General features: G+C 42.1%; 15 protein-coding genes. 8 read left to right on the top strand and 7 right to left on the bottom strand.

Annotated elements, in window-relative coordinates; all coding sequences use genetic code 11:
* Positions 1 to 274: 274 nt before the first annotated feature.
* From ACPW7N_RS09690 to ACPW7N_RS09665, 6 genes are read left to right on the top strand one after another with little or no spacing between them, the layout of a single operon-like run.
* Complete coding sequence (locus ACPW7N_RS09690) at positions 275 to 793, top strand: hypothetical protein (RefSeq protein WP_425650861.1); 519 nt, start codon at positions 275 to 277, stop codon at positions 791 to 793.
* Positions 794 to 799: 6 nt separating this feature from the next.
* Positions 800 to 2,620, top strand: coding sequence for an ABC transporter ATP-binding protein (locus ACPW7N_RS09685; RefSeq protein ID WP_425650860.1), 1,821 nt, complete (start codon positions 800 to 802; stop codon positions 2,618 to 2,620).
* Positions 2,608 to 3,174: a MauE/DoxX family redox-associated membrane protein gene (locus ACPW7N_RS09680; protein WP_425650859.1), complete on the top strand. Its 567-nt coding sequence runs from the start codon at positions 2,608 to 2,610 to the stop codon at positions 3,172 to 3,174. Before ACPW7N_RS09685 ends, ACPW7N_RS09680 begins: the two co-directional genes overlap by 13 nt.
* A 24-nt stretch (positions 3,175 to 3,198) precedes the next feature.
* Entirely contained in the window at positions 3,199 to 3,744 is a 546-nt protein-coding gene (locus ACPW7N_RS09675; protein WP_425650858.1) for a TlpA family protein disulfide reductase, read from the top strand.
* Positions 3,745 to 3,755: 11 nt separating this feature from the next.
* Positions 3,756 to 4,451 carry an ABC transporter ATP-binding protein gene (locus ACPW7N_RS09670; protein WP_425650857.1) on the top strand — a complete coding sequence of 232 codons (696 nt, stop codon included), beginning with the start codon at positions 3,756 to 3,758 and terminating at the stop codon, positions 4,449 to 4,451.
* Positions 4,448 to 8,569 carry an FtsX-like permease family protein gene (locus tag ACPW7N_RS09665; protein ID WP_425650856.1) on the top strand — a complete coding sequence of 1,374 codons (4,122 nt, stop codon included), beginning with the start codon at positions 4,448 to 4,450 and terminating at the stop codon, positions 8,567 to 8,569. Before ACPW7N_RS09670 ends, ACPW7N_RS09665 begins: the two co-directional genes overlap by 4 nt.
* Before the next feature lie 102 nt (positions 8,570 to 8,671).
* On the opposite strand, the gene ACPW7N_RS09660 is transcribed toward ACPW7N_RS09665, so the two are convergent.
* From ACPW7N_RS09660 to ACPW7N_RS09635, 6 genes are all read right to left on the bottom strand, one after another.
* A complete protein-coding gene (locus ACPW7N_RS09660; RefSeq protein ID WP_425650855.1) occupies positions 8,672 to 10,633 on the bottom strand; it encodes a heavy metal translocating P-type ATPase in 1,962 nt (653 codons plus the stop codon).
* 234 nt (positions 10,634 to 10,867) lie between these two features.
* A complete protein-coding gene (locus ACPW7N_RS09655) occupies positions 10,868 to 12,298 on the bottom strand; it encodes a sensor histidine kinase (protein WP_425650854.1) in 1,431 nt (476 codons plus the stop codon).
* The gene (locus ACPW7N_RS09650) at positions 12,276 to 12,971 is read right to left on the bottom strand and encodes a response regulator transcription factor (RefSeq protein ID WP_425650853.1); all 696 of its coding nucleotides are present in this window, start codon (positions 12,969 to 12,971) and stop codon (positions 12,276 to 12,278) included. Before ACPW7N_RS09650 ends, ACPW7N_RS09655 begins: the two co-directional genes overlap by 23 nt.
* A gap of 6 nt (positions 12,972 to 12,977) precedes the next feature.
* Complete coding sequence (locus tag ACPW7N_RS09645; protein WP_425650852.1) at positions 12,978 to 13,532, bottom strand: hypothetical protein; 555 nt, start codon at positions 13,530 to 13,532, stop codon at positions 12,978 to 12,980.
* Between the two features lie 3 nt (positions 13,533 to 13,535).
* Positions 13,536 to 14,435, bottom strand: coding sequence for an FAD:protein FMN transferase (locus ACPW7N_RS09640; protein ID WP_425650851.1), 900 nt, complete (start codon positions 14,433 to 14,435; stop codon positions 13,536 to 13,538).
* Positions 14,432 to 14,836: a hypothetical protein gene (locus tag ACPW7N_RS09635; protein ID WP_425650850.1), complete on the bottom strand. Its 405-nt coding sequence runs from the start codon at positions 14,834 to 14,836 to the stop codon at positions 14,432 to 14,434. The genes ACPW7N_RS09640 and ACPW7N_RS09635 overlap by 4 nt, the downstream gene beginning before the upstream one ends.
* Positions 14,837 to 15,121: 285 nt before the next feature.
* Here ACPW7N_RS09635 and ACPW7N_RS09630 point away from each other — a divergent pair, with 285 nt between their 5' ends.
* Together ACPW7N_RS09630 and ACPW7N_RS09625 are read left to right on the top strand one after the other, a co-directional pair.
* Complete coding sequence (locus ACPW7N_RS09630; RefSeq protein WP_425650849.1) at positions 15,122 to 16,297, top strand: THUMP domain-containing class I SAM-dependent RNA methyltransferase; 1,176 nt, start codon at positions 15,122 to 15,124, stop codon at positions 16,295 to 16,297.
* 48 nt (positions 16,298 to 16,345) lie between these two features.
* Entirely contained in the window at positions 16,346 to 18,916 is a 2,571-nt protein-coding gene (locus ACPW7N_RS09625; RefSeq protein WP_425650848.1) for a DUF4855 domain-containing protein, read from the top strand.
* Positions 18,917 to 18,991: 75 nt separating this feature from the next.
* Here ACPW7N_RS09625 and ACPW7N_RS09620 read toward each other — a convergent pair whose 3' ends face one another.
* The gene (locus tag ACPW7N_RS09620) at positions 18,992 to 20,287 is read right to left on the bottom strand and encodes an MDR family MFS transporter (RefSeq protein WP_425650847.1); all 1,296 of its coding nucleotides are present in this window, start codon (positions 20,285 to 20,287) and stop codon (positions 18,992 to 18,994) included.
* Between the last annotated feature and the right edge of the window lie 50 nt (positions 20,288 to 20,337).

Raw genomic sequence — 20,337 nt, 5'->3', positions numbered from 1 at the left:
TTTGGGGTTACGCCGGCATATGTTTCATGCGCTGATAGTGCATACAAAAAATGGACTACTAAATGCCATACTACTTACTCAGCATGCGCTTCAGGGAGAATTAAACAAGATGCCCAAATCGACACAAGAAGCGGAGAAGTATGCCAATGGGGCTCAAATACGTATGGTTGCTGCTCCTAAAAGGTTCATAGTTTCTCGAAATCAAGCAAAGTTAAAAGGGAGAGCCCATGATGGCCTCCTTTTTAACTAGTAATTTAAGGATGATGGTGAACAAGTGGTTTATGCACATTATGGTTTTGCTTTTTTATGGGGAATCGTATTAGTTGGAATTCTACTTCAATTCAAAAGAATGAAGACTGAACTTTCTTTTTTACCTGAAACACATCAACAAAATAGATTTAGATCTAGTTTTACAGGGATAAACCTTTCCTCCATTATTGATATTTCAGCCTATCTAAATTATGAGCGTAGTTTAGTAATTGTTGCTTCACCCACTTGCTATTCTTGTCACCATTCGGTTGAAGAAGTGCTACATTTGAATATTAACAAACAAGTTAATTTTCTTTGTCTTCTTGAAAATTCACCTTCGGAGGAAGTCGCAGAGTTCAACGAGGCTTATAAAGATCAAGTGAATATTATTCCGGTTGACCCTTTCATTCTTTCGCAATGTAAGATCATAAGTTTTCCAACTATTTGGGTGATAGATGAAAATGGAGTAATTTTAAAGGAGTTTGAGCTACCGGAAAAGGCAATTGATTACATAAACAAACATAAAAATAATGTATTGGTGTAAATAATTATGAATTCATACTTGGCAAAAGCAATTTTATTTGTATGGCAAAGTTCAAAATTATGGGTTGTTTTTTCCATCATATTAACCCTGATAATTGGTTGCATTCCTTTTGTTTCGTTATGGGTTACCAAGGAAGTTATCAATCAAATATCAAATGTATTCCAAAACAATTCAAGAGAATACGACGTACTATTCTGGTTATTATTATTTCAATTCATGTTAACCATACTGATAGCTATTTCCTCTAACTTTAAGCAATACCTTGACTTGTCAACTGAATACAAGATAGAGCATGAAATGAAAAGGAGAATTTATAAAAAAATTACATCAATAAGCATAATTCATTTTGAAAATCCCGAATTCTATAATCATGTTGACAGGATAACTGAGGGTGGTGTTCGATTTCTTTCTCCAATACGGAGCTTTTTTAATGTTATTGAGTCGGCGATAAGTTTCGTTTCGTTTTGTGCATTTTTAGTGACCGTTCATTGGAGTCTAGTTGTTGTTTGTATTTTGACAGTTTTTCCGATTTTTATGGTTCACTTACGATTTGGAAAAAAAAGATATAACCTTCATGTAACTCAAACTCCGTTACAACGGGAGATCTCATATTATTCATATTTGCTAAAAGATAGACAAGTTGCAAAGGAAATTAGGTTGTTTGGGCTATCTACTTTTTTAATAAACAGGTGGTCTTCAAAATTTATTAAGAATGCAGAAGAATCTCAAAAACTGACATTCAAAACACATGTAGCCAGTGTTGGAATAGAAGGATTTCAAGCAGTTTTCTACTTAGGAATAATAATTTGTATGGTCTGGTTAGCTCAGATTATTAAAATGAGTATTGGTGACTTTATAGCTATTGGACAAGCTATCCAAGGAACTCAAAGTTCATTAAATCGACTTTCTGAATCGTTTGCAAAAATATTTGAGGAAAAGCTATATATAGAAGAATTTTTCAAATTTGAGGAATATCATAATACATTAATCCTTAGAAATATTAGGGAAAAGGTGTTTCCGCAAATTACCGTAGATGGTATCCGATTTGAAAATGTTTCTTTCACATATACTGACAACAGTGAAAATATTTTAGATAATATTAATTTACATATAAAACCAAATGAGAAAATTGCTATTGTGGGAGCGAACGGTTCTGGTAAGACTACATTAATCAAATGCTTATTAGGATTATTCCCTGTAACGAAAGGTAAAATATTGATTGATGGAGTTGATATTTCTGAGATTGACCCAGAATCATTGAATAGAAATATGACTGTAATTTTCCAAGATTTTATTCGATACAGTTTATCCATTCGAGAAAACATCGGAATATCAAATGTTGATTTTATCAATGATTTTGAACGTTTGTCCAAAGTAGCAGGGCTCAGTGGCGTAGAGACCTTTGTACAGAGCTATTCTAAAGGTTATGAGACAATCCTAGGTAAGTGGCTAGCCGACGGAGAGGAACTATCGGGAGGACAATGGCAAAAGATAGCTCTAGCAAGAGCGCTATTTCGTGATAGTCAAATTATTATTCTAGACGAACCTACAGCGGCACTTGATCCAATAGCTGAAGTTGAAATATTCAACAAATTCAAGCTCCTTACACAAGATAAGTTAGCAATCTTTATCTCTCATCGAATGGCAGCATCTAGATTAGCTGACCGAATAATCGTTATGAAAGAGGGTAAAGTTGTTGAACAGGGCACCCATAAAGAATTAATGGAGCTTAAACTTGAATACTATCATATGTACCGAGAGCAAGCTCAGTGGTTTTCTGAGAATGAATTTACCGAGGGGAGGGAACCTGTCGAGTGGAAGAGTTAGCTTTATACTTTCGTTTTTTATTAGGGGTCATGTTTCTAAGTTCAACTTATTCAAAAATGAAGTATTTTCAGGAACATATTGCAACGGTAAGAGAGTATAAAATAATTCCCACCTCCTTAGTAAGGCCATTTGTAAATCTTAATATGATCGCAGAGGCCATAACGGGTTCATTGTTGTTATTGGGGCTATTTCAGAAATCCACAGTACTAGCTGCCATTTCTCTTATCACTCTCTATACCACTGCAATCATAGTTAATTTAATGCGCGGAAGAACGGAGATATCATGTGGTTGTGGGGGGATTGTTGGTAACCATAAAATTTCTTGGCTACTAGTAGTTAGGAATTGCATTCTAGTATTTATTTGTATTTGGCTTACGAAACATCCTACCGTGGTTATAAGCATTGATTCAATCTGGAACGGCGATCCTTCTAATTTTTTTAATCTACGTATTCTTCAAAGTTTACTCGTTTGTTGTACAACTCTAGTATTTTTCAATACAATTCAACAATTAATAAAACTCTCTAAAGGTATTCACACCATGTTTAAAAATTAACTTTTTAATAAGGATGATTTAAAAATGCAAGATGGTTATTTAATTTCCCATATTCTCCTATGGATTTTACTGTTGCTGCAAACACTAATTATCTATTTTTTATTAAAATTGGTTGTACAATTTCTCAATCGTTTTCGATTAGAGGATAAAAAAGTTGAAATACCCAGTTTGGTCTTGGGGCAAAGAGCACCTCTTTTTCGTGAAAAAGATCAACATGGCAGAACAATAGCTCTCGCTGAAAGTAATGGATATCTTACACTACTATTTTTTGTTCAAGATACATGCGGTACATGTAAATCTATCATTCCTCATATAAATAAGCTCTTACAATTTGATCATAATCTTAAAATAATTATGATAGCAGGAAGAATTAGTCTGCAAGATACGATGGAGGTTCCAGAAGGTATTCCGTTAATACGTTCCAATGATCTTTTTTCTTCTTACTATGTTACGAAAGCACCCACGGCAGTACTAGTTGGTCCTGCTGGAGAAGTCATCGAAATTCATGAGATTACAGAATTTGAACAGCTGCTTGCTATGTTGGATAGACAATCTGCACAGGTAAGTTAAGGAGGATTCATTTGGTTACAAGTATCCGACTGAATAATATCAAGAAAGTATATACTGGGGATGGCGTAGTAACAAACGCATTATATGGTATCAACATCCATTTCCATCAAGGAGAGTTCACAGCGATTGTCGGTCCCTCAGGCTCTGGTAAATCGTCACTGCTTAACCTAATTGGTACTCTTGATAATCCTACAGAGGGCAACATTTTATATGGACAGGAAGATTTATCGAGACTGCACGGCAGTCAGTTAGCCGATTTCCGGTTTCAACATATAGGATTTGTTTTTCAACAATTCCATTTGTTGCCCACACTTACATCTCTAGAGAATATAATGGCGCCTTTACTACCTAGACGAGTCCCTTATAACAAACGGGTTCGAGCGGAGGAACTGCTCAAGTGGGTAGGACTCGAACATAAGAAAAATGCGTTACCCTCACAGCTTTCCGGAGGTGAACAACAGAGAGTTGCTATTGCCCGTGCTCTTGTGAATGAACCTAAGTGGTTATTGGCCGACGAACCTACAGGAAATCTAGATACTAATAATTCAGAATTGATATGTAAATTATTGCGAAGATTTCAGCAAGAAAAAGGTGCAGGCATTATTCTGATTACACATGACCTCAGAATTGCAGAACAAGCTGACAGGATCGTACGTATGAGGGATGGGGAGATTGTCGAAGATTCTCGAGGGGGTAATTACCATTGATTCGTTATATTTGGAAAAGCTGGTGGCGGCAGCCAGAACGCTTTGTACTGTTATTGGCGGGAATTGTAATCATCAGCTTATCCCTTAGCTCTTTTGTTGGGCTGACAGAATCTAAACAAGGTAAGGTACAGGAAATACTACAAAATCGATGGAATCTCCCCTATGAAATAATGGTAGTCCCGCATGAATCCTCGAACAATCCACAATTAAACCAATTGATAAATCTGAACGATCTTCAGGGAATGATCGGTGGAATAAGTTTTGATCAATATGAAAAGATAAAGAAAATTGATGAAGTTGAAATTGCTGCCCCTCTATCAGTTTTGGGCTTTATGAATATTGACATCACCTTACTTGAACAAAATCTAGCCAACGTTAAGCAGCCTGGCATCTATCGGATATCTGTTGATGAGTTTGATCCAACGAAAAGAGATGGAAAACCAGTTAGAGCGTACAAGACATATGAAGTTGTAGGAAACTTCTGGCGTCCCCCGGCTGATTATAGCAAGAATGTTTATGAAATATATTCCTTTAAGCCTCAGAGACCACTTGGCACGAAAGTTTACCAGTTATTAATGGGTATTGATCCACAAGCAGAAGCAAAGCTAGTCGGTTTGAATGAGGCAACAATGACTCTTGGAAGCAGCAGATACTTCCGGCGCACTGATTTTGCAAGAAATAATATTATTGACGCACCACAGAATCCGTACTCCGAAACCTATATGCCAATCTTGATGAGTAGTGAACTTGGAACAGATCTTACTTACTCATATAAAGTGGAGCGGCTTTCTCTTGCTTTCTCCAATAAAGAAGAGGCACATCAAACAATTGAAACCGTCAAACAAAATGGAGGATCTCATTACCTGGATACTGTTCAGCCTGAAGGAGACCCCCTATTTTCCAAGGAATTTAATAGCAAGGATGTTAACCGTATTCTTCTTTCCGTGCTATCCGGTATTGATCCCCAGACTCATGTAGATTTTGCATCGACAAAGGGGGAGCAGATCAGTTTGACTGACAGTTACGTTAAGCCTGGTCAAGTCAAACTGTTACCAATTAGTAGCCCTTATCTAGATAGATGGGAACATGCTTATTATGCAACACCTGTTGCAGTAAATGTTCCAGACCAATTTAAACTATTGTCATTCTTTGACTATACTCATGCTTTCCGTAATGTTCGTTTTGATTACCCAATTAAAAATAGTATGAATCCGCAATGGATTGGATTCTATGATCCTCAGAAGTTACATTCGTCAACTGACCCAATAAGCGAATCTAAATTATGGATTTATGGGATCAACTCGTCCAGATGGGTATTGGATAAAGATAATCAACCGATTAACCCACCAACCATAGTCAACGCTAGTGGTGATCCGTATCATTTCACATCTGCTCCTTCAGTTTCTTTCACAACTTTGGAAGCAGCCAAACTTTACCTTGGCGATAAGGCGATATCTTCCATTCGTATCAAATTAAAGAATATACATGAGGTTAATCAAGAGAGCTTGGAAAAAGTAAATACAATTGCCAAAAAAATCGAGAGAGAAACTGGACTGGTTGCAGTTGTAACCTTTGGTGCAGCACCTCAGCCATCCCTTATTCATGTTCCTCAAAATGGGGGTCAATCCAGTATAGGATGGTTTGAGCAGTTCTGGGTGAAAATTGGTGGTGCTGTTCCACTTATTAAAGAGACAACAATGGGCCATACAGGTATTATGACGATAGTTCTTGTATTAGCATTAGCCTATGTTTTAGCAACCAATTCGATTACGTTGCTAACCCGATCGAGAGAATTTGGAATTCTACTCTCATTAGGTTGGAGACAAGCATATTTGGTACGAATGTTGCTCCTTGAAGCATTTATGTTAGGAAGTTTGGTAGCTATTAGTTCTTGGGCCGCTGCCGGTGTCATATTATTATCCAATGATATGCTAATCACACCATATCGTTTCTTCTCGATTGGTTTAATCGGATGGATATTATATTTATTTGGGGCGATTCCTCCCATTTGGATTAGCCGCAAAATTCCCCTGCAGCAAATGATGAACCAGGGAGAAATCCGGTTTACTGCTCAACGATATCTTGCAATTACCTCCTTGTTCCGGATGGCTGTTGGACAAATTCTTAACCGGTTATATCGCAGTATTCTCTCTATTCTGGCAATGTCAGTCCCGACTAGCCTGCTTGTTTTCTTTGCCTTCGTTTCCTTTCGTCTTCAGGGAATCCTTTATACCAGTTGGTTAGGGCAATATACTGCTGTCGAAATCGGAAAAACTTACTATGTGATCATGTCACTTTGTTTTTTTATTGCCCTTTTAATTACAACTGAGATGGTATGGCAAAATGTTACTGAACGAAAACCGGAGCTTTTACTTCTCATTTCATTTGGTTGGCCGCAGAGTGCCGTCCGGGGATTAATTCTTCGGGAAGGGTTTTTATTAGGGACAGTTGCAGCCGTGTGTGGATTGTTCCTTGGCTTTTCAATGATTTCATTTACCTATCGTGATATCCCTTGGAGAGATTTTGGTATATTGTCTGTTGCTGGTGCTGTCCCAATTATGATTGGTGCACTCAGTGGTATTATACCTGGGCAAATGGCTATTCACTTAAACTATGTACAAGGGAGACGTCAGGTCTATTCAACATCCAAAAAAACGGAGGCAAAACTACGAGTAGGGATTGCAATCGTGCTAGTACTTTGCATTTCTGTCACTGCTGGGAATGTTTATCAAGTAATGCAAAGGAATGTTAGCAATGTCGATGTAAGAGAGCCCAGTTCAACGGAAGTAGAGCAAAAAAAGATGTCAAAATTTACTCCGCACGCAGTCACTGACGGGAGCTCTGCAAAGTATGACTTAACCTTTATGCTGAATAAAGCGGGGCTTTTTTCTGCAAAAGCTGTTGTGGAAGTAGAGAATCGATCTCAAGACGAGTGGGATGACATCGTTTTTTATTTAATTCCTAACGTTTTTACTAAGAAGAATAAACCAGAATTTTTAAAAGACGCAGGCGAGGTTAAGATCGAGCAAATAGAAGTAAATCATCATACTGCTAATTACCAACTTGCGTATGACAAGTTGACCGTCTCGCTGCCTCAAAGATTACAACCAGGGGAGAAGACGTTTGTTACTATCACTTATCAATTCTCCCTCCCCAAAAATGGTTTGCGATTTACTCAGGAAAATAATTGTTATTATCTTGCACAAGCGTATCCTATGCTTGCCACATACGATAAAGGATGGAACAAAAAAGGTTATCTTTTTTTTAGTGAATCTTATCATACCAGTCATTCAGAATTCAAAGTCTCTTATCAGGTACCTCCAGGTTATTTATTTGTAAGCTCTGCTGATAATGATCCATCCGCCATGAGACAAATCGGAGATGTAACTGTCCATAAATCCAAAGAAGTATTCATAGGAATTCTAAAGGATATGGAGATGGTATCGCAAAGGGTAGGGGATGTTGAAATAAGAGTTTTTGGTAGTAAAGATAATCAAAAGGCCATAAAACTAGCGATGGAAACCTCGAGTAAAGCACTTCAAGCATTTTTAAATAAAATTGGTCCATATCCTCACAAACAACTTGATATTATTATTGATGGGATTGCAATGGAATACCCTGGAATTGTCACCGTAGGTTCAGGTACTATTACAAATTCGAAAGAGAGCATCCAATCTTTTAAAGAAACTGTTGTTCATGAAATTGCACACCAGTGGTTTTATGGAGTTGTCTCTAATGATCCATATCATGATGGTTGGTTAGATGAAGGAATTGTTTCATTGGCTACTGCAATGTACTTTTACGATGATGAAATGATGTATGAGAGCAGTTTTGACAATCTTAGAAAACAAGTAGCTCTGGTGAAGGGGAAACCTTCAAATCTACCACTAGATAATTATAAAGAAACCAAAGTAATCGGTGTTTTCTATGCCCAGCCAGCTTTAAAACTATGGGAACTAATTTCGTTATATGGGGATATTGACGAAGGATGGGTTTTTCTGCACACATATTATGAAAAATATGCTTATAAGCAGGTAAGCACTGAAGAATTTATTCGTTTTGTCACAACATATTTTCCTGTAGAGAAACACTATTTTTCTAACTGGTTACAGTTTTGAACTTGAAAAAGGATTCTATTATGGAATTTGAGAAGGTAACCAAAGGGTAAAGAAAGGACTCTGCTCGCATGTCAGGCGAGACAGAGTCCTCTTTTGCTTTCATTACTGACGCAACAGACGAAGCCCGTTGAGAATGACAAGAATTGTACTTCCTTCGTGCCCTAGTACCCCTAATGGCAAGGAGATCGACTGCAAGAAGTTGGACAAGATCAAGAGGGCAATTACTGTGATAGAGAAAACAATGTTTTGTTTGACCACACGTTTCGTCCGTCGGCTCAACTTGATGGCGGCAGGGATTTTCTCAATGGCATCATTCATTAAGACAAGGTCTGCTGTTTCCAGAGAAACATCACTGCCTGTAACCCCCATCGAGATACCGACTGTAGCAGTAGCTAGTGCAGGTGCATCATTGACCCCATCGCCAACCATGGCAATTTTGCCATATTGTTTGCCGAGCTCGCTTACTTTTTCTACCTTGTGTTGAGGGAGAAGGTCTGCGTATACGATATCAATTCCGGCCTGATCAGCAATGGCTTGGGCTGTTGATTGACGGTCACCAGTCAACATCGCTACTTTGATTCCTAACCGTTTCAGATCGGCAATCGTTTTTTGGGTTTGTGGTCGAATGGTATCACGCAGAGCAAGAATACCGACTATCCCTTGGGCATTTTCCATCAGAATCACGGATTTTCCTTCGCCAGCAAGCTGATCGATGATTGACTGTGCTTCCTGTGTGTACGCTTGATTGCCTACATAGGAAGGCTTTCCGATTCGCCATTCCTCATTTTTCAAAATGGCCTCTACACCTTTACCGGTAACTGCCTGCAGGGAACTCGGTTGTTCTAAGGTCAATTGTAATGCTTTGGCACGACTGACGATTGCTTTAGCGATAGGGTGTTCTGACAAGCTTTCGATGGAAGCGGCGATTTGCAGCATCTCCTGTTCAGAATAACCTTGGAATGCATACATATCCGTTACTTCCGGGTGACCTACTGTAAGAGTTCCTGTTTTGTCGAAAGCAATTACTTTTACATCGGCCAAATTCTCTAAATGAGTACCGCCTTTGACCAACAATCCCTTGCGTGCACTGTTCGAAATCGCTGAAAGCATGGCCGGAACGATAGAGGCGACCAGAGCACAAGGCGAAGCGACAACCAGGAATACCATGGATCGATAAAACGTTTCACTCCAGCTCCAGCCGAACAGGAAGTGTGGAGCGATCATTAATACCAATGTGGAAACAACAATGACATTCGCATAGATGCGTTCAAATCGCTCGATGAATTGCTGGCTTGCGGGCATCTCGGTCTTGGCTTCTTCAACGAGTTTTACAATCCGAGCCAACAAGCTGTTCTCATTGGATTGAGTCACTTCGATGATCAATGCGCCTTGACCGTTCAAGGTACCTGTAAATACTTCATGACCAGCTTCTTTGTCTACGGGAATTGGTTCTCCGGAGATAGAAGCTTCATTGATGCTCGAGCTTCCTTGCTTGATAATACCGTCAGCAGGGATTCGCTCACCTGGCTTTACAATGATTGTGTCTCCCACACGCAGTTTCTCGATGGCAACTGAGAATTCAGCTCCATTGGCGTAAAGAGTTGCTGTATCTGGTTTCATTCCTATTAAAGCTGTCAGGTCTTTTTGGCTACGAGCGATCGAATAGGATTCCAGTGCGCCGCTTAACGAGAAGATAAAAATCAGGAGACCGCCTTCCATCCAATAGCCGATACTTGCAGCACCCATGGCTGCAACCAGCATCAACAGATTCACGTCCAGTGCCCGCTCTTCGAGTAAAGTGGTGATTCCTTCCTTTGCTTTGACAAAACCACCAACAACATAAGCAATGAAGAAGAGTGCAACTGCAAAGTACTCGAAATTTGCTTTTTCAAAAGCCCATCCAGCAGCAATCAGTACACCACTTGAGAGGGCAGCAATGGTTTCTGCGTGCTTACGGAAGAACTGTCCACGTTGTTTGGGTTGTTTTGGACAAGAAGAGGAGGAATTGCACATAGAAGGCTGACACATCATCGGATTTTGGCAAAATTGAACCGCAGTTTCCATAAAAGACTCACCATCCTTTTTTGGTTTTTCTCAATTGATAATTGATAATAAGAATCAATATTTACACCCTTAAAATGGTACATGCTACTATCCCGAGGGACAGTAGCATGCTAACTGAGAATGATTATTGTTTTTCGTACGTACAATTTTTTTGAACTAAGGAAACATTACTATAATTATTATAATCTAGAGGGTGAAATATGTAAATCACTGGAGATGATTTTTTGGCTTTTTTTATTTAAACAGGGGTATACAGATCGTAAAAGTGCTTCCAGAGCCGGGTGTGCTTACTACCTCGATTTTTCCCTGATGCACGGTAACGATTGATTTACAGATAGCGAGACCAAGTCCGGTTCCACCTTCTTGTCTGTTTCTTGCCTCATCTACTCGGTAAAAGCGATCAAATAAATGGGGGATGGCATCAGCGGGAATTCCTTTTCCGTTATCAGTAATAGCAATTTGGGCCCAATTGTTTTCAGATTGACAGGTAATTTCTACGGTGCCTCCAGCGTCCATGGCGTGGATGGCATTTTGCAGGAGATTGACGATGACGATTTCAAGTGCAAGTGAGTCGCCCCATACCTGGATTGTGGTAGGAATATAGCGAATATGAATTTGTTTCTCCTTCTGTCGAGCCTCTATTTTACGGATCGAGTCATTGATTACCTTATCAAGTTCAACACAAGTACGATCAAGCCGCTGACGATGATCAAAACGAGCCAGTGTAAGGAGCTGGGTACTTACGTTGGACATGTGCTCAATTTCGTACAAGCATCTTTCCAGGATCTCTTTGTATTCCGTTTCACTCCTGGATTTTCGAAGGGCAATTTCCATTTCGGAACGAAGCACTGCTAATGGCGTCCGAAGCTCGTGAGAGGCATCCTGTACAAATGTACTTTGGGCAATAAACGAGCGATTCAATCTTTCTAACATTTCATTTAATCCTTTCACGAGCCGTTGCAGCGTATGGTCAATCACAGGAACCACGATTCGATGCGATAATGATTTCTCGTTAATGGATTGTATTCTTTCAGCAAGCGTTGTGATTGGGCGGAAAGCATTAAAGGTGGAGTATCCGACCACAGCCGTAATCAGCAGTACACCACCTGCCGAAATACCCAAAAAAATCAGAAGAATGTTGTGGAGGAATTCATTCGTATCCTCAAGATCAATAGCAAGTTCGAGCGTGTAAGCGGATGATCCGATGGTGAAAGGCAGACTAACCTCTCTGAATTTTGACTGTTCTCTATTGAAAAGCGGAAAGAAGGAAGGGTTTTCCTTTTGAAAATGAGCATGTTCATCTTTATAAATATTTTTAAAAAAATAGCGTCCCTCGAAATCTTTTCGAGGGAAAAATGGCGGGCGCCCCTCATGGTTATCATCGATGTCGATATGCTTTCCTTTTGATAAAACAATGCGTCCCTCTCTGTCTCTTACCTGATAGTACCCTTGTTCCCATTCAAGCTGTTTGGAAAGTCCGTTTTGATTCCATTCTGTTATCAGAGCGTTCGCCTCTGAGATCACAGTTGCATTTATATTTTGATTGATGAGCCAAGCCACACTTGCATACATGCTGACGAACATCACAGACAACACAAAAATAAGCAGAAATCCTGTTTTTACCGCAATACGGAGTGGGAAACTACGGTTCCAATATTGTTTCATCTGCATTCACCAGCCTGTAACCTGCACCACGAACAGTATGTATGACTCTTTTGTTCATCACAGATTCTAATTTTTTACGGAGGTTTTTGACATGGGCTTCGATGGTATTGGGCTGTACGTCCCATGGCTCATCCCATACTTGTTCAGCCAGTCTCTCCCGTGGAATAATTTGCTCCGGCTTTCGCAAAAACACTTCCAGGATGCGCAGTTCCCGTGTTGTTAAATCAACCGTGCTTCCCTTATAGAGGACTTGGTGTGTGGATGTATCCAGTTGCAGTTCGTCCCATTCAAGAATGCTGGAATAGTAGGCTGTATTTTTTCTGCGACGAAGTGTTTGAATTCTGGCGAGAAGTTCTTCGAATGCAAATGGTTTACAGACGTAATCATCGGCACCCTTCGTTAACCCCGCTACTCGATCATCGATGGAATCAAGAGCAGTTAATAAAAGAATAGGTACCGAACAACCATTTGATCGAATGGTTGCAAGCACTTTATCACCCGATACCCGTGGGAGTTTACGGTCCAGGATGATCACCTCATATTCTCGATCTTTTGTGAAAAGAAGGGCTTCCTCACCGTCTTGGGCCACATCGACTTGATACCCTTCTTCTCTTAATCCTTTGGAAAGGACAGTTGCCAGTCGAACGTCATCCTCGACCACTAGTAACCGCACGGAAATTCACCTCTTATCTACTGAAATGGAAGGCAATGTAAAGGAATATCGATAGATCAGTAAGGAACAGGAGATAACAGCGGATAAGATGTACATTGCTTGGATTGGTAAGTATCCTGTATCCGAACCTAGAAAAATACCGTGAAAGGTTGATACGACATAAATGATAGGAGAGAGCAAATGAACCGTCCTTCGAAAAGCGGCTCCAAAGAAAGAGCGAAAATCAGTTGTCAGAAATAAAAGGACGAAGCCATATAGCCCCATGATACCAAGACCTAGTGAAACTGTATGGTAATTTGAAAGAAACGGCACAAATATTTCATACCAGGCCAGATCCACGTATGTATCCAACAGAAGAATAACGGTATGAAAAATGGTCAGATACATCGCCCAATGAGCTGTCGTTTCATGGATGAACGGGGTGATTCCCAAGGGGGATCCTTTTTGCTTGCCAATTTGCATGTACAGCCCTGCAATGATCGCTACTGTTAACAGGACGTATGCGACCAGCCCGCTAGCTCTTGTAACATGCCATATTTGAATAGCTTGAATCGCTTCCATATGCTAACCAATCCTCCTGAATTCTCCGTCTAGTAATATCATGAAACCTTGGTACGAGTGTTTCCTGGCCCAGGCAGCCCCTTCATTTTCTCCGAGTATGAGAACGACCTTGGCGGCAACATCAGCAGCTACCGTGTCATGAGCCATGATGGTTGCAGAAACAATGGTACTGTCGGATGGTTTCCCCGTTCGTGGATCAATTAAATGATGGTTGGACACATTGCCCACACGCCATTTTCGTTTCCAGGTGGATGAGGTCGCCACAGCTCCTTTGGTGAGATGGACGACTGCTTTGTCTCGATTCGGTTGAAAGGGATCTTCGACACCAATTTTCCAGCTTTCTTTCCTCTGACCAAACACTCTCAAATCACCACCTGCGTTGATGTACCCACATCCATGTAAGGAAAGAAATTCGGAAACGTGGTCAACACACCAGCCCTTTGCGATACCTCCCAAATCAATGCCCACCTGATCGATCACCTCAACCAGTCGTTTTTCTGGATCAATGATTTGGTAGGGTAATTTGTCTACTGGATTACAAACCTCTCTCCTCTGGGAGGAGGGCCCAGATTGCTGGATTTCATCAAAGGAGGTGTTATAACCGGCCATCTGCAACTGTCGAAGAATGCCCGGATTATAAATACCTTCTGATTGGAAGTAGGCTTTTTCTGCTGCTTGCAGTATTTGCAATAAAGCAGGGGAGACTTGGACTACCTTTCCTTGACTTGAATTCAATGCGGACAGCTCGCTTTGCTGGTTAAACCGACTGCATTGAGATTCTATAATAGAAAATAGTTGGTTCACCTCAGTGATCACAAATGACTCTCTACCATCTGCAACTGACTCCAGATACATCTCAACCGTTGTATTCATCGATGAAAAGGAATGTTTAATTGTACTCATGATGCTTTTGTCCTCGTATCTGTTTGAGAGTCATGTCCAGGGACGATCTCCCACAGCCAATCATCTCCATCCTCGTCATGGTCTTTTTCATGCTGATCCCAGTCGTCGTCGTGGTTATCGTCATCATCATAGTCATCGTTGTCATCATCGAAGACGCCGTGGTCATTGCGTTTAAAGTCCCCGCGCCACCTATGCCCCCGCTCCTGTGGCGGTAATGCTTTTACATGGGGAAGAAGACTTTTTTGAGATGCAGCAGGCGACATATCGGCTGACAAACTTATCTGAGCGGGATCAGTCTGTTTTTTGGCTGAATCCAGCACGGAAATTCCTCCAATGACGGCGGCCACAAACGTTACACTGCCAATACGTACGAGCCATTTTACCATTGCTTTATTGTTCATTCGGATTACCTCCCATGATTTTGTAAACCCAGAATATAGGAGAAACCTGAATTCTACATGAAGAAACCTCTTGCTTATAAAATTGGGGCCCCGCCAGACGACACTCAGGACGTGCGAGTGTCGACGATGCAACACGGATGTTGCGTTTAGTCAACCGCCAGCGATAGCTTGTGTCGGGTAGGTTAAATGTAGTTAGTTGAATTTGCCAGATGAAGAGGTAGAATAGGGTATGATAAGAAAAGGGAGCTCTTTCCCTATTTTCGTGTGAAGACAGGAGATTCTGGAATGGGAAAAGTTGAGTTAATTGCAACATCAACATTTGGATTAGAATCAGTAGTTGCAGAAGAAGTAAAAAAGCTAGGCTATACAGATGCACAAACAGAAAACGGCAAGGTAACCTTTAAAGCCGATCTTTCTGCAATTCCACGTTTGAATTTGTGGCTCCGAACCTCTGACCGGATTCGCCTCAAGATCGGTGAATTCAAAGCAACTACCTTTGACGAGTTGTTTGAAAAAACCAAAGCACTGCCATGGGCAGATTGGATTCCAGCAGACGGAACCTTCCCGGTAGAAGGAAAATCAGTGAAATCTACCTTGTATAGTATTTCGGACTGTCAGGCGATCGTCAAAAAAGCTATTGTAGAAAGTTTGAAGAAAACTTATAAAACAGAATGGTTTGAGGAAAAAGGGCCAGTCTACAAGGTTGAGGTAGCCCTGCTCAAGGACATTGCTACATTGACCATTGATACAACGGGACCGGGTCTGCATAAACGGGGCTATCGGGACTGGATCGGGACGGCACCACTCAAGGAAACCATGGCAGCGGCACTGGTTCTCTTGTCCCGTTGGAACCCGGACCGTGTGCTTGTCGATCCTTTCTGTGGTTCAGGGACCATCCCGATTGAAGCTGCGTTAATCGGTCAAAATATCGCTCCCGGGATGAATCGGGAGTTTGTCTCGGAAAACTGGCCTACGATTCCAAAAACGCTGTGGAGAGAAGCTCGGGCTGAGACGCATGATCTGGCACAATATGACCGGAAACTGGAGATTATCGGGACTGATATCGATGGGGAAGTACTCAAGGTAGCGCGTCGCAATGCGATGGAAGCTGGAGTAGATGAACATATTCACTTCCAGCAAATGCCGATGAATCAGCTACGCTCCAAGAAGAAATATGGCTACCTGATATCCAATCCACCTTATGGTGAACGGTTAAGCGACCATCGGGAAGTCGCCAAAATGTACAAGGAGTTAGGACAAGTATGTTCCGCATTGGATACGTGGTCCTTTTATGTCATCACCTCTGATGAACAGTTTGAACAATATTTTGGCAAAAGGGCCAGCAAAAAACGAAAGCTTTACAACGGTAACCTGAAAGTGGATTACTATCAGTTTTTTGGGCCAAGACCTCCCAGACCGAAAGCACCGCTTGATTTGACTGAAACGAACCACGATCAGTAAACGTCATGGATATAGAGATAGTAGAAAAGTGGCAGTAGAGGAGGAAACATGAAACAAAGCTGTTATCAACATAAAGTCAGAACATGGATTGCCAAAGGGCTGACCGTTGCCATGCTGCTTACCCCGTCATGGGTGCAGGCAGACGATCCATCCGTCCCCGTACCGAATCCAGTAAAGCAGGCAGACGAGCAGATTGAAATCACTGCTTTTACCGATATAAAAGGACACTATGCTGAGAAAGCCGTCACTCATCTCCAGGAACTGCACCTGATCAACGGTGGGGGAGATCAGCAATTTCGTCCAGGTGAACTGATTACCCGTCAAGACTTCGCCGTTCTGTTAGCAAAGGTAATTGGCTTGCAGACGAATAACAAAGGAGATCTCCAATTCTCAGATGTCCCAGCAAATAGTCCATACGCGCCTTTTCTCCAAAGTCTGGTGGAAGCAGGGATGATCAAAGGAAAAGGGGATCGATTTGATGCGGCAGCTCCTTTGACAAGAGAAGACCTTGCCGTGATTTTAGCGAGAGTTATGGAGATCACCGGTAATACAGTGAAAGCAGACGAAAAGACGAAAGTCAGTTACACAGACGCACAATCTGTGGCTGAGTACGCTCGTGAAGCAGTCAGTACCATTGCCGAGAAAGGCTGGCTGGTCGGCAGCAAAGGGATGTTTTATCCCAAGAACAAAGTGACTCGTGCAGAAGCGGCTGTAGTGGGAGAACGAATCCTTCAGGCGAGAAGAGACCAGGCTGAACGAGGAGAGTATGAGGCAAGTGTCGACAGCTTGACCGCTGTTTCCGGGACGAGTCAGCAAATTGAGGTGAAACGAAAAGACGGAGAGAAGCTCCCTTTTACTCCGATCTATTCAATTGACCATCCAGAGTTGGGACGAATTCTCCCAGACGGAACCTTCATTGCAGGACTCGTACCGGGAAAAGGCCAGATTTCCGTCACGGTGGGCTATCAGACGCTGTCTGTTCCTGTTGAAGTAACAGCAAATGGTACCGCAACGGAGCAAACCTCAGTCGATACAACTCCATCCGACTCTCTTGCTGCTTCTGGTGATCAGATGAACTACGCACCAAACAGCTTTACGTCGGTTGGCTACACAGGGCCGCAGGATCGCTTTTTTGGTGAATTGGAAAAGAAATACCCAGGTCCAACAGGGGGAATTGTTACTCCGACAGAAACATGGACAGGCTATAATCGTCAATTTGGCCGAGAAATAACCGTGCAATTACCTGAGAAGAAGAATGTTGAACGGGTGGCACTCAGCTTTAAGCAAGACCAAAAAGCGGGAATTGTCTTGCCGAAAATGATGGAGGTAGAAGTTTCTCCAGACGGCAAGCGCTGGTCATATGTGGGGAAAGTAACTCATGCCGTATCACCGTCAGATACTACCCCGACCGTTCGTGCATTGACGGTTTCCCTTCCTGATACGGAGATTCAGGCTGTTCGTGTTCGCTTTCCTGTTAAAGTGTGGGTATTTGCCCGTGAGCTGCAGGTCTGGGGAAGTAACAGTGAGCAAGCTTCTCTGATCACGCTGCTTCCTCCGGTAAGAGAGACGGCACAGCGCATGGAAGACCGCAAAGCAGAAGATCGCATGGAAAATGTGTTGCTCGCTTATTCGGGAGCGAATGGGGAGCGGGGCTCCTGGAAATCAGAAGACTTCCTTCCGCTGGTCGGGTACATCAATCCAGAGGGAAAAGTAGTCGATCGGATGTTTGATACGGTCTTATTCCTTCCTTATCCTACGATGCCAACGACAAAAGGCGGATGGGAGTATTACCTGAGGGATGTGTTCAGGCCCGGCAGGCAGCTTGATGCATTAAATGATGCGATGAGAGAGTATAACAAGCGCCGAGGCACACTGGTCAATAACCCGACAGTTGAGAAGGTAATCCTCACTCTCCCTTACCCGAATGCGAATCAACGCAATTTCGGAAAGATTAATGAGGATCAGGACCCACTAACCTTCCAGGCTGCGGTGGTAGGGGAAGAGAAAGCATACCAGTATCGGAAACAGGCGATGGAATGGTACTTTAATCAACTGATGGATCGCTGGAATCACTCAGAGTTCGCTTATTTGAAGCTGGAGGGTGTTTATTGGTTCCATGAGTTGGTGGAAGAAGCTGCTCCTAAAGAACGGGAACTGATTTGGGATGCTGCCGAAATGGTTCATGAGAAAGCATTGCGATTCTATTGGATTCCTTATTATGAAGCGCCTGGCTTTATGGAATGGAAGCAGCTTGGATTCGATTATGCTTTCGTCCAGCCAAACTTTTATAACACGTACGATATCGCCGTCGAACGGATTGAGTCGACTCTGACAGTGACCGACAAGTATGGCATGGGCATTGAAGTAGAGGGCGATGAGCGCATGGTGCGAGACCTGAAATTCTATCAATTGTACTACAACCAGCTTATCGCTGGACATAAACTGGGAATTGATAAAAACAAGGTTCACGCATACTACTATGGTTCGAAAAGCTTGCTGGAAGCCTATTACAACAAGGAACCTCATTTCCGAGCGTTGTACGATGACACGTATAAGTGGATGCGTGGGAAATTTACGATTACCGATTACATGAAACCAGTTCAGGTTACAACGCCATAAATAGCAAACCCGTCAGCGGCTTCAAAAGCTCTGACGGGTTTCTTTATTGGATGCTCCACCGGATGGCGTGGTTTTTTAAACGATATCTGGATTGGTTTCACGTATCGGTTGTGTTTTTTTGTTTTGATTGAGCGAATTCTCTCTTCTTTCGATCAAGCGGAACAGATAGACATAGATGAGTGCGCTGATTAAAGCACAGATCAACACGATCCCGAATACGCCGACAGGGGCGAGCCATTGAGAAACCCCGATGGTCAGCGGTGCGAGGAAGCGACCCACAGAAAATTGCAAGGTAGATGCCCCCATGTACTGACCGCGCCGATCCTCTGGCGCATATTTACTGATAAAGCTTTGCGCAACTGGAGTGCGGATCAGTTCACCAAGGGTAAAAATAACCATACAGCCAAATAACATCCACACATCCGTTGTAAACGACATGGCAAACATTCCTAAACCTGTGATGACAGATGAAGCAATGAGTGAATTTCGATCAGACCATTGAGAGAACAGACGGGTGATTAGTAAAGTAAAAAGTACGACGAGTAACCCGTTAATCGCAACCATCCAGCCAAAAATCTCCGTGCTGCCAAGAGTAAATGTCCAATTGTTGAGCGAAAGCAAAGGCTGGGCAGGTACGAATTCTTTGATGTAGACACCCATGTACAAATCCATTTGCATAAAGGTAACACAGATCAAAATTCCGGCAATGATATAGAGGGAAAATGCTTTGTCACTAAAGATGACCTTGTAGCTGTTCCACTGTTCTTTCAAACTGTTCTTCGGCTCGTTTTGTTGAGCTTCTCTTGCTGATTTAGGCAATGATTCCTTCAGCACGAAAAACAGGATCACACCAAAAGTGAAATTGATGGCAAGACAGATCAACAGCAACTCCGTGCGATAGTTTTCAAAGAAAAATGCTCCAATGGCAGGACCAAGAACAACCCCGACGTTCATCGCAGTGTAAAAGGTAGCAAACACTTCCCTGCGATCTTCTTCTGTCGTTAGGTCGGCAACCATGGCGGCACTGGCAGGCCAATAGATCGAGCCACCGAGTGCCAAGCCAGTGAATGCGATAAAATCAATCCACGGGGAAGTTGAAAAAGCAAATAACGCAAACATACAGCTTTCTATGGCGATTGCGAACAGCATGGTAGGGCGTCGGCCAATTCGATCTGCGATTCTTCCCCCGATCAGACTGGCGAAAACGCCGATTAGCGGAGGTATGGTGAGGAGAAGTCCAGATACGTTTTTTCCGAAGACAAGCGTGAAATGTAGTGCCATGAAAGGAAAGAACATCCAGTAAAACACGTGGAAAATCGTCTCTCCGACAAGGCGTACTTTTAGATTCAAATCCCATTTTAGCCAGTTCAAGTCAAATACCTCCAATCTATTAATAAAAGAGTTCCCAATAAAATCAAAAA

This window comes from Brevibacillus nigriterrae (assembly GCF_049846925.1).
GTDB lineage: Bacteria > Bacillota > Bacilli > Brevibacillales > Brevibacillaceae > Brevibacillus_H.
Note: the sequence above shows the minus strand (reverse complement) of the source record. Positions and strands in the feature narration are given on the sequence as shown.

Excerpts from the sequence above, each read along its gene's own strand:
- ACPW7N_RS09685 (WP_425650860.1), top strand. The coding sequence starts at position 800 with ATGAATTCATACTTGGCAAAAGCAATTTTATTTGTATGGCAAAGTTCA.
- ACPW7N_RS09675 (WP_425650858.1), top strand. The coding sequence starts at position 3,199 with ATGCAAGATGGTTATTTAATTTCCCATATTCTCCTATGGATTTTACTG.
- ACPW7N_RS09660 (WP_425650855.1), bottom strand. The coding sequence starts at position 10,633 with ATGGAAACTGCGGTTCAATTTTGCCAAAATCCGATGATGTGTCAGCCT.
- ACPW7N_RS09655 (WP_425650854.1), bottom strand. The coding sequence starts at position 12,298 with ATGAAACAATATTGGAACCGTAGTTTCCCACTCCGTATTGCGGTAAAA.
- ACPW7N_RS09645 (WP_425650852.1), bottom strand. The coding sequence starts at position 13,532 with ATGGAAGCGATTCAAGCTATTCAAATATGGCATGTTACAAGAGCTAGC.
- ACPW7N_RS09640 (WP_425650851.1), bottom strand. The coding sequence starts at position 14,435 with ATGAGTACAATTAAACATTCCTTTTCATCGATGAATACAACGGTTGAG.
- ACPW7N_RS09635 (WP_425650850.1), bottom strand. The coding sequence starts at position 14,836 with ATGAACAATAAAGCAATGGTAAAATGGCTCGTACGTATTGGCAGTGTA.
- ACPW7N_RS09630 (WP_425650849.1), top strand. The coding sequence starts at position 15,122 with ATGGGAAAAGTTGAGTTAATTGCAACATCAACATTTGGATTAGAATCA.
- ACPW7N_RS09625 (WP_425650848.1), top strand. The coding sequence starts at position 16,346 with ATGAAACAAAGCTGTTATCAACATAAAGTCAGAACATGGATTGCCAAA.